Source organism: Sphingobium sp. B2, from assembly GCF_007693735.1.
In the GTDB taxonomy this organism is placed as follows: Bacteria; Pseudomonadota; Alphaproteobacteria; order Sphingomonadales; family Sphingomonadaceae; genus Sphingobium; species Sphingobium xenophagum.
In genome coordinates, this window is record NZ_VDBZ01000002.1 from 339,893 (window position 1) to 353,844 (window position 13,952).

At 62.0% G+C, this 13,952-nt stretch carries 11 protein-coding genes; 3 read left to right on the forward strand and 8 right to left on the reverse strand.

Annotated features, from left to right (window positions below; genetic code table 11):
* Positions 1-125: 125 nt before the first annotated feature.
* Both FE851_RS17270 and FE851_RS17275 read right to left on the reverse strand, forming a co-directional pair.
* A complete protein-coding gene (locus FE851_RS17270) occupies positions 126-1,226 on the reverse strand; it encodes a purine nucleoside permease (protein ID WP_145205113.1) in 1,101 nt (366 codons plus the stop codon).
* A gap of 63 nt (positions 1,227-1,289) precedes the next feature.
* Positions 1,290-3,770, reverse strand: a complete 2,481-nt coding sequence (locus FE851_RS17275) for a TonB-dependent siderophore receptor (RefSeq protein WP_145205116.1) — start codon at positions 3,768-3,770, stop codon at positions 1,290-1,292.
* Between the two features lie 317 nt (positions 3,771-4,087).
* On the opposite strand from FE851_RS17275, the gene FE851_RS17280 reads away from it, so the two are divergent.
* The 3 genes from FE851_RS17280 to FE851_RS17290 all read left to right on the forward strand — a co-directional run bounded on the left by FE851_RS17280 (position 4,088) and on the right by FE851_RS17290 (position 6,210).
* On the forward strand, positions 4,088-5,023 hold the full coding sequence (locus tag FE851_RS17280; protein WP_145205120.1) for a LysR family transcriptional regulator: 936 nt from the start codon (positions 4,088-4,090) through the stop codon (positions 5,021-5,023).
* 78 nt (positions 5,024-5,101) lie between these two features.
* Positions 5,102-5,632, forward strand: coding sequence for a phosphoribosyltransferase (locus tag FE851_RS17285; RefSeq protein WP_019052389.1), 531 nt, complete (start codon positions 5,102-5,104; stop codon positions 5,630-5,632).
* Entirely contained in the window at positions 5,632-6,210 is a 579-nt protein-coding gene (locus FE851_RS17290) for a TIGR00730 family Rossman fold protein (protein ID WP_017182003.1), read from the forward strand. The genes FE851_RS17285 and FE851_RS17290 overlap by 1 nt, the downstream gene beginning before the upstream one ends.
* Here the strand turns inward: FE851_RS17290 and FE851_RS17295 are convergent.
* From FE851_RS17295 to xdhA, 6 genes are all read right to left on the reverse strand, one after another.
* Entirely contained in the window at positions 6,207-6,902 is a 696-nt protein-coding gene (locus tag FE851_RS17295) for an HAD family hydrolase (protein WP_145205123.1), read from the reverse strand. The two genes, FE851_RS17290 and FE851_RS17295, sit on opposite strands and share 4 nt — an antisense overlap.
* A 94-nt stretch (positions 6,903-6,996) precedes the next feature.
* Positions 6,997-8,001: an adenosine deaminase gene (locus FE851_RS17300; RefSeq protein WP_145205127.1), complete on the reverse strand. Its 1,005-nt coding sequence runs from the start codon at positions 7,999-8,001 to the stop codon at positions 6,997-6,999.
* On the reverse strand, positions 7,998-9,308 hold the full coding sequence (gene guaD, locus FE851_RS17305; RefSeq protein WP_145205130.1) for a guanine deaminase: 1,311 nt from the start codon (positions 9,306-9,308) through the stop codon (positions 7,998-8,000). Before guaD ends, FE851_RS17300 begins: the two co-directional genes overlap by 4 nt.
* Positions 9,305-10,225, reverse strand: a complete 921-nt coding sequence (xdhC, locus tag FE851_RS17310; protein ID WP_145205133.1) for a xanthine dehydrogenase accessory protein XdhC — start codon at positions 10,223-10,225, stop codon at positions 9,305-9,307. Before xdhC ends, guaD begins: the two co-directional genes overlap by 4 nt.
* Complete coding sequence (gene xdhB / locus FE851_RS17315) at positions 10,222-12,531, reverse strand: xanthine dehydrogenase molybdopterin binding subunit (protein WP_145205136.1); 2,310 nt, start codon at positions 12,529-12,531, stop codon at positions 10,222-10,224. The genes xdhC and xdhB overlap by 4 nt, the downstream gene beginning before the upstream one ends.
* Complete coding sequence (gene xdhA, locus FE851_RS17320; RefSeq protein ID WP_145205139.1) at positions 12,524-13,951, reverse strand: xanthine dehydrogenase small subunit; 1,428 nt, start codon at positions 13,949-13,951, stop codon at positions 12,524-12,526. Before xdhA ends, xdhB begins: the two co-directional genes overlap by 8 nt.
* Position 13,952 lies beyond the last annotated feature (1 nt).

Here is a 13,952-nt window from a genome sequence, read left to right on the forward strand (position 1 = left end):
AGCGTGCCAATAGTGACGATATGCCGCTCATGATGCCAGTGATGCGGCTCCGTCGACAAACTCCCAACCGGGGATCGTCCATGCAGACCAGCACGTCGGCATTGCGGATAACGCAAAGCGCCATGCTATTGCGGGACGGTCTTTTCGTAGCGATCCCAATGATCGATCAACTCGTCTACCACCTTGGACCCCACCAGATAAAGGCTTTCGAGCGCGGCGTTCATGCCGGCATAGCCTTCATTTTCGGTTAGCAGATAATGGGCGGCGCTGTCGCCGGGCGGCGGCATGGTGAAGTTGCTGCCCGCGCGCAGTACCATGAAGCGCTGCTTGTCCACCCGGCCGATGCGGTCGAGATAGACGATCGACTGATAGGTGCCGGTTTCCTCCATGGCGGAAGTGACGAATTCACCCTTCCCCTGCGTCCAATATTTCACCCAGTCATTGGCCCAGTCGGTCATCCGCGCGCCGTGCCAGAAGGTCATGGCTGCCAGTTGATCGCCCTTCAGCACGAAGGGCGGGCGCTGCGCCATGGGATGGTCGGTGAAGCGCCCCCGTTCCTTGCGGATCGAAGAATCGTCGGGCAGCGCCAAATTCTTGGTCAGGTCATAGGCCCAGTCGCGCAGAGCCGGGTTGATCTCGAATATCTCGCCCTGGCCCACGGGCGGGCTGGGATCATTAGGGCCTTTGCTGTGCAGCGGGAAATAGCCGCTTTTCCAGTCGGCAGGAATTTCCCGCGCGTCGATTTCATGGGCGAGGTCGCCATCCACCAGATAGCGCGCCCAGGCGGCAGAACCTATGGACGCATTTTGCGGATCGATGCCAGCAATGCCCGCGACCAGCCAATAAGCGTGGGAAAGGTCGAACCGCTGATCAAGGCCCAGCGCCATCGTCGCAGTCGCCGACTTGATATTGCCCATGCCCGTGACCATGCCCAGTATCTGGGTATCGGGATTATAATAAAGGTCATGATGGGACTGGGGGAAAGGGATACGGGTATCGAGATGCCGCCGTTCCTTCCACAGCTGGAATTCGCCCGGCTTGTCGCCGCTATCCTCGCCGACTTCAAACAGAGACACGATAACGACCCGGACTGGCAGCGGATGGGCGCAGGCTTTGCCGGGCAGGCAGTCCTCGACGCCCGACGGCAGCGCGGCGCTGGCCGGGACCGGCGCGGCAATGAGCAGGGTCGCACTCGCCAGTGTCGCGACATAAGACAGAAGGCGCATGAAACGTCCCTTATAACCAATCAGCTATGGAAGGCGCCGACAGTCCGACGCCTTCCATAATCATCAGAATTTGTACGACACCGTCGCCTGGAAACTGCGCGGCCGTTCGGGCAGGACAATTGTGCTGCCGAACAATTCGGTAAAGTTGGCGCGGAAATATTTCTCGTTGGTCGCATTTTTGACCACGAAGCGGAACAGCCAATTGTCCAGTTGATAGGACGCGCCCAGATCGACCAGCGCATAGCCCGGCAGCTTGACCGCCTGCGACTGGCCGGAAAAGACCGAGTCCACTTTCACGACGCTGGCGCTGAGCGCAAGGCCGTTGTCGAACGAATAGGTGCCGGTCAGCGAGTAGAGATTTTCAGGGATGCCCGCACGGCGCGCGTCATTCTTGCTGCCAATCGGCAGCAACGCTCCCGGCTGCCCCCCAAAAATCAGCGACGGGTCGTTCAGATAGGCCTTCAGATCCTCATAGCCCAGAAAGCTGAACGCAGTGCCGCTATCCAGGAAGGTCAGGTTGACCACCTTCGTCTTGGTATAGGCGCCGGTAATCAGGAAATGCCGATCAACCGACCAGCGGAATTCCGCTTCCAGCCCCTTTGTCTGTACCGACTGGTTGACCGTGGACGACTGGATATTGTGATCGGTGCGCTCCTGCTTGTACACCGACAGCGCGGCATAGAGCTGGCCGCCGAGCCAACTGCCCTTGACGCCGCCTTCAACCATTTTGGACGCGGTGATGAAGCCGTTGGCGGCCACCGTGCCGGCATCGATCTCCGAGCCCTGGCCCGCAATCACCGTCGATTGGCGTGAAGCAGTGGCATAGGGGATCAGGCCGAAGGGCATCTTGTAAGACGCGCTTGCCGTCCAGGACCAGCCGCCCTTGCTGCCCTTGGCAGAAGTAACGGCGGGCACATTGTTCATCTTGGTCGGGATGAAGCTGGAATTGACGCTGATATCGTCATAGCGGGCACCCAATATGAGGCCCAAGCCGAAGTTGAAATCAAGGTCGGCCAGGCCCGCAAAGCCATAGTCGGTATAATGGCCCTTGAGATAATTGGAATAATCGCAGTCGCATTCGGTCGACAGCAGACGATCCGACAGCGCGTCATAGCCCTTGGTCAGGTCGACGCGGTGGAAATATTCAAAATCGAAATCATCGCCATGAAGGAATTTGGTGTAGCGTACCGAAGGCGACAGCTGGAACGAGAATTTACCCGCGCTGCTGTCAAAGCTTTTCGAGATGACGATCTTGTCCTCGATCACCCAGCTTTTATGAAACTGGGAGAAGCCGTAGCTATTTTCGTTATCATTATCGATGCCGTCATAGAAAAACTGGTTCTTGATCTCCAGCCCGTTGTCGGCGGTGTAGATCATGTCGAAATAGGCGGTCTTGGCCTTGTTCACCAACAGATCATTCTTGCCGGTCAGCACTTTCTTCCGGCTGAGCTTTGTCGTGCCGACGTTGGTAAGCCCAAGCCAGGGATAGTTGGTCGCATAGCAGGCGTCATTATTGGACGCGTTGGCAAAGACGCTGCCGCCGCCACAACCGAAGGAACCGAACGGGTTGAAATCGCCGATCGCGGTGAATTCCTGCTGCGATACCTGTCCGTCACCATTGGTATCGACCGGCTGGGCCGATCCGGTGATGTAGGTGCCGTCATCGACCAGAGCCTGAGTCAGACGGTTCCATCCGCCATTTTGTTGACCCGAATATTTCTGGTACATGCCGCCAAATTCAATGCGGAAATTGTCGGTGATCTGGCTGTCAAACGCGGCTTGCAGGATCGTCTGGTTGGTCGACATATTGTCGTAATAGCTGTCGCTATCCTCGACCTCGGCATAGAGGCTATAGCCGAATTCGGCCGTACCGATCTTCGCCGGGCCGCGCAGTTCTGCCTTCAGCACATTGCGGTTCCAACTGCCGGTCGTGTAGCTGATTTCACCCTCCGGCCCGGTCAGCAACGAACCATCCTTCACGCGCGCGGATTTGGGCACGAAGTTCATATAGCCGCCGGTTTTGGAAGGGCCGTAAATGGGCGAGGCCGGGCCGCGCACGATGTCGATCCGGTCGGATGCACCAATGGGCGTGGGATAGTTGCCGGGATTATCCAGGCGACGAACGCCGCGAAAATAGACTTCGCCGGGCGTACCGCGAATGTCGAGCGCACCACCGACGCCGAAGAAGCTGTTGGTGAAGGTACCTGGCGCCTGAGCGACCAGATCATAAATGTCCGTGATGCCGAAGCGCTCAATCTGTTCGCTGCTGACCGTCGAGGCCGAACGGGGCGTTTCAACCAATGTCTTGGCAAAACCGAAGATCGATCCGACATCCTTGTCGGGCAGCGCGTTTAACGCGCCGGTAACGACGATTTCGGCTCCCGGCTCTGACGCATCGCTCGGCACGGCATCCTGCGCCATCGCCGGTGTCGTCAGTGCGGTACAGGCCATAAGACCGGCGGCGATCACACCAAAAGGCCGACTGAAACGGTCCGTACGCGGCGTGACATGGTGCTGTCCGCGCAAGCGATCAATATTCGCCATGAATAAGATACCCCCCTTTTGAAACAGGGCGGCCCATATTGATCGCCCTGCTGTTAATTCTCCCTGTTCCTCTCCCATTTGATCGTCGGCAGGATTTCATTGAGAAATTCCAGCTCTATCCATTTTCACGGCCGGCTCTTGCCGCGGTCGCAAGGCGCCTTGGGCGCACCCCTTTCGCGACGGTGCGTTGCAGCATGCACAGCCATGATCCCCGCCAATCGCCGCCGGACGATGTGGTGTGCATTGCAACTAGGGGCTTGACGTGGTGCGATCAAATGCAATGAATTCGACGCAGTGTTGCAAAAAATAGGGTGGGTATGCCGGCACTTTCACGTTTCTTGCGCTATTTCATAGCGGTAGGCCGATTGGGCTCGATCCGGCGCGCGGCGGACGAACTGAATGTGTCAGCGTCAGCGATCGATCGGCAGATTTTGAATGTCGAGGCCAATCTGGGCATGCCGCTGTTCGAGCGGCTGCCGACCGGCCTGCGCCTGACTGCTGCGGGTGAGATCATGATGGCGGCGGGCACAAAATGGCAGAAAAACATGGCGGATGTTCGCGCGCAGATAGAGGATTTGCGCGGGCTGAAACGCGGGCATGTCGATATTGCGGTCATCGACGCCCTAGCCAAGGGCTATATCCCCGCCGCGATCCGGGCGCTGCAAAGCAAATATCCCGGCATCACCATCGGCGTGCGGGTGCTGGAAAATGACGCAGCCCGGCTGGCGACGGTGCGCGGAGAGGTTGATTTCGGCATATTTTTCGAACCGCAAACCGTGCGCGACCTGGCCGTCCGATCCTTCGTGGAGGTCGTGCTGGGCTTCGTCACGCCGACCGGCCATCCACTGGGCGGCAAGAGGGAAGCCCGATTTTCCAGCTGCGTAGGATCAAGGTTGATCGTGCCAGCTGAGCCATTGGCGGTTTATGAGCAGATTTCGGTGCTGGAAGGGACGACCGGCGTGGTGATCGACCGGGCCGTGTCATCGGACAATATCCAGATGATCACGTCGCTCGTATTACAGGGCATTGGCATCGGCGTACTGACATCGCTCGACGTCATTACAGAGGTGCAGCGCGGCCTTCTGTCCTTCACCAAGATTTCCGACCCGATATTGCGGCCAATGACGCTGGCGCTGTGTACCGCATCGGCGCGCACGCCATCCTATGCGGCCGGCATAGCCTTGCAGGAAATCGAAAACGGCTTCCCGCAACTCAGCTATCCCATATCGATCGACGGTCCCGCCATAACATGACGGCCTCTCAGCCAATTGCCCAAAGCGTGCAGACCCGATAACGGACAATCTTTCCAGACCGTCAACGGACCTTCTGTCATGAGCCAAACTGCCGAGCCTCAGCTCCACTATATCTCCAACGACGCCTTTGTCGCCGACGTGCAAATGCTGGCGCGACAGGTTGAACAGGACGACTGGACACCCGATTTCATCATCGGAATAGGCCGTGGCGGGCTGGTGCCTGCGGTCTATATCTCGCATCAGACCGAATTGCCGATGCTGTCGATCGACCATAGTTCAAAGGTACCCGGCTTTGCCGACGAACTGCTGGCCAAGGTCGCGGCGAAGAGCGCGGCGGGCCAGCGACTGCTGTTCGTCGACGACATCAACGATAGCGGCGGCACGATCGATTATGTGCGGCGGCTACTGGCCGACAATGGCTGCAATGGCGACAATCTGCGCTTTGCCGTCATCATCACCAACAGCCGGTCGCGCGTGACGGTGGATTATTGGGCGGAGATGATCGACCGGGATGAGGACAAGCGCTGGTTCGTGTTTCCCTGGGAAGCGGTTGGTGCAAAGGGTACGATCGTTGAAGAGGCGCTTTCCGTGCCGGAACGGCTGGCCTGATGCGGATCTGCGTCTATCTTGGCTCCTCGCCCGGCAACTCTCCTGTCTATCGCGAAGCTGCCGAGCGGGTCGGCACGCTGCTGGCCGAGCGGGGCATTGGCCTGGTTTATGGCGGCGGGACCGTCGGGCTGATGGGTGTGATCGCCGATACCGTATGCGCTGCGGGCGGCGAGGTGATCGGCGTCATTCCCGAAGCGCTGCGCGCGCGCGAACATGATCATCCGGGTATCACGCAACTGCATGTCGTCAAGACGATGCATGAGCGCAAGGCGATGATGGCGAAATTTGCCGACGGTTTCCTGTGCCTGCCTGGCGGCATCGGGACGCTGGAGGAGATATTCGAGGCGTGGTGCTGGTCGCAGCTTGGCTATCATGAAAAGCCGTGCGGGCTGCTCAACGTCAATGGCTTCTATACGCCCATGTCGACCTTCATCGATTCTGTCGTTGCGGAGGGTTTCCTCCAGCCCCGGCATCGGGCGATGCTGCTGATCGACAATGACCCGGACATATTGCTGGACCGCATGGCGCAATATCTGCCGCCGCAGACAGAGCATTGGCTGGGCGACGACGACGTTTAGCCGATGGTGTCGATCAGGGCGGGCAGTTCGGCCAGCCGATCGATCTGGCGGAAGCGGGGATTTTCGGCTGGCGTGTCGGCGATTTCATGGACCCACGCCCCCTCCTGCGGGATATAGGCCGCCCAGGCGCCAGCCTCCAGCGCGGGGCGGATGTCCGACCGCAGCGAATCCCCCGCCATGATGGCTTCGTGCGGGGCGACGTCATATTGGCCGAACACACGGCGGAACGTATTTTCGGTCTTGTCGCTGACGATCTCAATGCCGCTGAACAGGTCGCCCAGGCCTGAAGCTGCGAGTTTCGATTCCTGGTGCAACAGGTCGCCCTTCGTCACCAGCACGAGCCGACCTCGGTGGGCCAGCGCGTCGAGCGTGTCGGCGACATCGTCGAACAGGTCGACCGGATGGGCCAGGAGCGCGCGCCCGGCCGCCAGAATATCCTCGATCATCGATTTGGAAATCTGGTCCCCGGCCAGTTCTGCCGCGGTCTCGATCATCGAAAGCGTGAAGCCCTTGGCCCCATAGCCATAAAGTTTGAGATTGCGCCCTTCGCAGGCATTAAGCGTGTCGCGGGCTATATCGGCGTCGGCAAAGGGCTGGAGCATCGCCACCAGCGCCTCTTCGGTCGCGTTGAAATGCCGCATATTGTGCCAGAGCGTATCGTCGGCATCCAGACAGATGAGCTTGATTGTCATTTCCATATCCTAGCGTCGGGCAGCCGAACTGGCTGTTATAATCGACATGGAGCGTCGATCGCCGCGAACAGCGAGAGAAGGACTCCAGGCAGCCTCATAACAGGGCATCCAACCGCTCCAGATGGGCGGCGATGGCATCGGGCGGCAGGAAAGATCCGGTGAAGCTGTTTCGGGCAAGCTGGCCCAACTGCGCCCTGGTGAGGCCACGCGCTACGGCGGCCGCGCGATAATTGTCGGCGATATAGCCGCCGAAATAGGCGGGATCGTCCGAATTGATCGTCGCGCGCAGGCCGCGGTCCAGCATCCGGTCGATCGGATGGTTGACCAGATCATCGACCACGCACAGCTTGAGGTTGGAAAGCGGGCAGACCGTGAGCGTCATGCCGTCGCTTACCAGCCGGTCGACCAGCGCATCATCTTCCAGCGCGCGATTGCCATGGTCGATCCGGTCGACTTGAAGCAGGTCGAGCGCCTGATAGACATAGGCGGGCGGCCCCTCCTCTCCGGCATGAGCGGTGAGGCGCAGGCCCTTTGCCCTCGCCGCGGCAAAAACGCGGGCAAATTTTTCCGGTGGATGGCCGGTTTCGGATGAATCGAGGCCGACGGCGGCGATCTGGTCGAGCCAAGGCTCGGCGGCGGCCAGCGTTTCGAAGGCCGCCTCTTCGCTCAGATGACGCAGGAAGGAAAGGATGAGCGCGCTGCTGATCCCATGGCGCGCCTGCGCGTCGGCCATGGCGGACAGCAGGCCCTTGATGACCGTAGCGAAAGGGATGCCGCGATCCGTATGAGTCTGCGGATCGAACATGAGTTCGGCATGAACCACGCCATCCGCCGCCGCGCGATCGAAATAGGCAGCGGCGAGATCGTGGAAATCCCGCTGTGTTCTCAGCACGTCTGCCCCGGCATAATAGATGTCGAGAAAATCCTGCAAATTGCCAAAGGCATAGGCCGCACGGACATCCTCCACGCTGGCATAGGGAATGGCGACGCCGTTGCGCTCGGCCAGCGCGAACATGAGTTCCGGCTCCAGACTGCCTTCGATATGCAAATGAAGTTCAGCCTTCGGCAGGGCGCGGATGAAGCTGTCGAGATCGGTCATGATGCAGTGCCTTGTCGGTCCCAGGCGCATTGGCCCATTATGTAGGTTCGCGCGATGGCGCGGTCGTCGCCCAGGATTTGCAGCGCGAAGAGGCGCTCTGCAAGCGTGGCCTTTGCCGAGCGACGCGCCAGTAACGGCGTGGCCGCACAGTCGAGCAGAACGAAATCCGCTTCCTGCCCCGGCTCCAGCCCGCCAACCCGATCATCGATATGCAGAAGCATGGCGCTGCCCGCTGTCGCCAGATAAAGGGCGCGGAAGGGATCGAGCGGGTAATCGCGCGACAGGGCGGCCTGATAGGCAAGACCCGCCGTATGGAGCAGTGAAAAGGATGTGCCCGCGCCGACATCGGTGCCAAGGCCAATCCGTACGCCATGGGCATCGGCCTGACCAAAGTCGAAAAAGCCTGAGCCCAGGAACAGGTTGGAACTGGGGCAGACGGCGATTCCAGCGCCGCTTTCTGCGAGGCGGGTGCAGGCATGGTCCGACAGGTGGACGCCATGGGCAAAAACCGACCGGGCACCGACCAGACCAAAGCGGTCATAGACATCGAGATAGTCGCGTGCCGTCGGGAAGCGGTCAGCCACGGCGGCACATTCGCGGAGATTTTCGGCCAGATGCGTGTGCAGCAATATATCGGGATGATCGGCCAGCAATGCGCCGGCGACCTGCAACTGCGCGTCCGACGACGTCAGGGCGAAGCGCGGCGTCACGGCATAGCCCAGCCGTCCCCGCCCCCGCCAGCGGCGGATCAGCGCTTCGCTTTCGTCCCGCCCGCTTTCCGGCATGTCCGCCAGGCCGTCCGGCCCCAGATCCATCAAAATCTTTCCTGACAGGATGCGCATGTTCCGGTCAAGCGCTGCGTCGAACAACGCGTCGACCGAATGCGCGTGGACGGTAGGAAAGACAAGCGCGCTGGTCGTACCGTTGCGCAGCAACTCGTCCAGAAACAGGTTCGCCAGGCTGGCAGCATGGGCGCGATCAGCAAACGCCTTTTCCGCAGGAAAAATATGGCGATCCAGCCAGTCAAGCAGCTGTTCGCCGTGCGAGGCTATATGATCCATCTGCGCATAATGGACATGGGCGTCGATGAAGCCGGGGACGACAAGGCCGGGCAAATGGTCGATCGGGATGCCCGGATAGCTGGGTGCCAGACTTGCATAGTCGCCGCGCGCGACGATGAGGCCGTCCTCCACAATGAGCAACCCATCCGGTTCGTGGCGAACGGCATCAGGATGACGATGCGGATCGCGCGACACTGACAGAATCTCGCCGCGAAAGCCCTTGATCCCCTTGGCCATCTGCATCATCCGGCCCTCAATTGCAGCAATTGGGCCAAGACGGCGATGGCGATGACATCGGGTTCCTTGCCCATGACCCCCGGCACGCCGATCGGCGAGGTCAACCGGGCGCGGGCCTGTGCATCGATGCCATCGCGCGTCAGCCGCGCATGGAAACGCGCGCCCTTGGTGGCGGAGCCGATCAGGCCGACATAGGCGCAGGGCGGACGACTCAACGCAGCGTGGGTCAGGCGATAGTCGAGGCCATGGTCATGCGTCAGGATGAGAATGGCGGCATCGTCAGTCGCGTCGGCCACACATTGCTCTATTGCAGCCTCCGGCACGACGGCGACCCCATCGATCGTCTCGAAAACCGGGCGCGTGTCGAACCAGGACAGGCGGAATGGCAGGTTTGCAGCGTGGCGGGCAATTGCCTGACCGACATGACCCGCACCGAACAGATAGAGTGGCCGACGGTACTGACCGATAATTTCCGCCAGACAGTCGCCCGCACGGGGACGGTCGCCCCGCGCCGACGGGGGCGACGGCACGGCATGATCGCCCACATGCCTTTCCACCCGGTCGGATTGGAACGTCGAAACGAGAATTCGATCGTCCGCAGCATCCGCCAACCAGCCCATGGCGTCGGGATCGCAATGTTCAATGAGCAACCGTACCCGGCCGCCGCAACATTGGCCCAGCAGCGGCCCAAGCGGATAATCCTGCACCCGCCACTGGCCCGGCGGCAGCGCCAATATGGCGCGCGCCTGTTCGACCGCACGATATTCGAGCTGACCGCCGCCAATGGTGCCGTGCAGCCCCTGATGCGTGACCAGCATGCGCGTTCCCGCCCCGCGCGGGGCGGAGCCTTCGCTGCCCAGTATGGTGATCAGGGCGCCTGGTGTTTTGCCTGCAACGTGCCGCAGCCAGTCCAGCCACTCGCTCATCGCGCGCGATGCTCGCTGACCGCACGCAATATGCGTTCGGGCGTGGCGGGGGCGTCAAGGCGGGGCAGCGCGCGAACATCCGGCGCGACTGCCGCTACGGCGCGGGTCAGGGCGGAAAAGACCGAGATGGCGAGCATGAAGGGCGGCTCACCGACCGCCTTGGACCGATTGATGGTCGGCTCCACATTCTCCCCATCCCACAGGCTGATTGTCATATGGGCGGGGCGATCCGACGCGGTCGGGATTTTGTAGGTCGCGGGCGAATGGGTGAGCAAGCGGCCCTGATCGTCAAAGACCAGTTCCTCGGTCGTCAGCCAGCCCTGCCCCTGGATGAAGCCGCCCTCGATCTGGCCAATGTCGATCTGGCGATTGAGCGAACGGCCAACATCGTGGAGAATGTCGACGGCCAGCACCTTATGCTCGCCGGTCAGCGTGTCGATCGCGACTTCCGACACGGCAGCGCCATAGGCGAAATAATAGAAGGGGCGCCCCTGATGCGCTTGGCGGTCATAGGCAATGTCGGGCGTCGCATAATAGCCGGTAGCGGCAAGCGAAACGCGGCCAATATGCGCCTTGCGACACAGATGCGCGAAGGTCAGCCGCTCGGTACCCGCGATCACGCCTTCGGGGGTAAAATGCACCTCGCTGTCGGGGCAGCCGAAGGTGCGGGCAAGGAACCCGGTCAGCCGTTCGCGGATCGTCATCGCCGCGTGATAGGCGGCCATGCCGTTCAGGTCCGCACCGGACGAAGCCGCCGTCGCCGACGTATTGGGCACCTTGTCGGTGCGCGTGGCGGTGATCCGCACCTGGTCGATCGGCACAGCAAAGACGTCAGCGACGACCTGCGCCACCTTGATATACAGCCCCTGCCCCATTTCCGTGCCGCCATGATTGATCTGGATCGACCCATCGGCATAGACCAGCACCAGCGCACCGGCCTGATTGAGGTGCGTGGTGGTAAAGCTGATCCCGAACTTGACCGGGGTTAGGGCTATGCCGCGCTTGATGATCGGGCTGGTGGCGTTGAAGGCATCGATTGCGGCACTGCGCGCGTCATAACGGGCGTCGGCGCGCAACCGGGCGATGAGTTGCGGTGCGATATTGTCCGCGATGGTCATGCCATAGGGCGCGACATCGCGACCGGGACCGTAGAGATTGGCGCACCGCACCGCCAGCGGATCATGGCCCAGATGCGCGGCGACATCATCCATGATGCGCTCTATCGCCAGCATCCCCTGCGGCCCGCCGAAGCCACGAAAGGCTGTGTCGGACACGGTATTGGTCTTGAGCCGTTCCGACAGGATTTCGACGTCCGGCAGCCAATAGCAATTGTCGGCATGGAACATCGCCCGGTCGTTGATCGCCGGGGACAGATCGACCGTGGCGCCGCAGCGCGAGGCGAGGCGCAGGCGCAGCGCCAGCACATGGCCCTGCGCATCGAAACCAACATCATAGGTGACGCGGAAGGCGTGCCGCTTGCCCGTCATCACCATGTCATCGTCGCGGTCGCAGCGGAATTTGGCGGGGCGGCCCGTTTTGTCCGCGACCAGCGCGGCCGCCGCGGCGAACAGGGCCGCCTGCGTTTCCTTGCCGCCAAAGGCGCCGCCCATGCGGCGTACCTCCACCGTCACGTCGGCGGAGCGGCGATGCAGCATATGGGCGACAAGATGCTGGATTTCGCTGGGATGCTGGGTGGAACAGAGCAGATGAATCTGGCCATCTTCGCCCGGTGTCGCGACAGCGACCTGCCCCTCCAGATAGAAATGATCCTGCCCGCCCATGTCGAAGCTGCCGGTCAGCCGATGGGGTGCGCTGGCCAGCGCAGCAGCAGCATCGCCGCGCGCCATCCGCTGGGTCGGTTCGATCAGCGACTTGGCCGCCTGCGCCGCCGCGATCGTCAGGCAGGCGGGCAATGGTTCATAATCTATCCTGGCAAGCCGTGCAGCCTTGCGCGCCGCGCGCTGGCTGGTGGCGGCGACCAGGAAGATGGCTTGTCCAACGCAGATCACTTCGCCATCGGCCAGCAGCCGGTCGTCGCCTGCGACGGGGCTGACGTCATTCGCGCCGGGGATGTCGACGGCGGTAAAGACATGCACGACACCTTCGGCCGCCCGGACGGCGGACAGGTCCATGGACCGGATGCGGGCATGGGCATGGGCGCTCTGGCCAAAAGCCAGATGGAGCATGTCGGCAGGTTCCGGCCCGTCATCGGCATAGCGGGCCGCGCCAGTGACATGGAGCGGCGCGCTGTCATGCGGGTGCGAGGGCTTGGGCAGAACATGCCATGCAGGATCGCGATCAGCCATGGACGGCTTCCAGACCAAGCACCGACACGGCCTGCCCCTGCTCCCGGTGCCAGAGGCGCAGCAGCAGATTGGCGGCGGCGTCGAGGCGATAGGCAGCGGACCCGCGAACGTCGGAGAGGGGGGCATAGTCGGCGCGCAGCGCGTCAGCCGCCTTTTCCACCGTCGCCAGCGTGAAAGGCTGACCCGTCAACGCAGCTTCGCACATCGGCGCCCGGCGCGGCGTGGCCGCCATGCCGCCAAAGGCGACACGCGCGCCGGTCACGATCCCGTCAGCGACCGCCAGATGAAAGGCACCACAGACCGCCGAAATATCGCTGTCGAAGCGGCGGGACAATTTGGCGATATGGATGATGGCTTGGGGATCGGGTCGCGGAATCCACAGGCTTTCGACAAATTCCCAGGGGCGACGATCCTGCTTGCCATAGTCGAGGAAATAGTCCTCCAGCGCCATCGTCCGTCGCCCGTCCCGGCTGCGCAACGTCAGTTCCGCCCCAAGCGCGATGAAGGCAGGCGGTCCGTCCCCGATGGGCGATCCATTGGCGATATTGCCGCCGACCGTCCCGGCATTGCGCACCTGCAACCCGCCGATCCGGCGGGTAAGTTCGCCCAGATCGGGATGGAGGTGCGCAAAGGGGGCGTGGGCGTCGGCATAGCGCACCCCCGCGCCAAGCCGGACGCCTGCGGGGCCTTCCTCGATCGTCTGTAATTCGGTGACGTCGCCCAGAAAGATCAGCGTGTCGATGCTCCGCAATCCCTTCGTCACCCAAAGGCCCACATCGGTGGCGCCCGCGACCATGCGCGCATCGGGATGGTCGGCGAGCAGGTCAGCAAGCTCGGCTCCACTGCGCGGCGCGAACCAGCGGCGATCGTCATGCTGGCCTGATGCGGCGGGCCGTTCGCGCAACGCCTTCAGCGCGGCGACGACTGCCTTGTCGTCGCGCGCTAGGGGCCTTGTGGCATCTGCTGCGGCCAGGATGGGGCCATAGCCTGTGCAACGGCACAGATTGCCCGCCAGCACGTCGGCGACCGGCAGGTCATGCCCACTTGCCCCGACGCAGCGGCCATAGAGCGACATGACGAACCCCGGCGTGCAAAAGCCGCATTGCGAACTGCCATTGGCGGCCATGCACGCCTGCAACGGATTAAGCGCGCCGGCAGGTGCCAGGCTTTCGACGGTCAGCAGTGCGCGACCATCCAGCATCGGCAAGAACAGGATACAGGCATTGACCGCGCGCCAGACGATAGCGTCGCCATCCAGATCGCCGACCAGCACGGTGCAGGCACCGCAATCGCCCTCCGCGCAGCCCTCCTTGGTGCCGGTGCGGCGCATCCTGTAGCGCAGATGATCGAGCAGGGTAGCGGTGGGATCGACATCGGCGATCTCGACCAGATCGCCATCCAGCAGGAACTGCACGCTCATT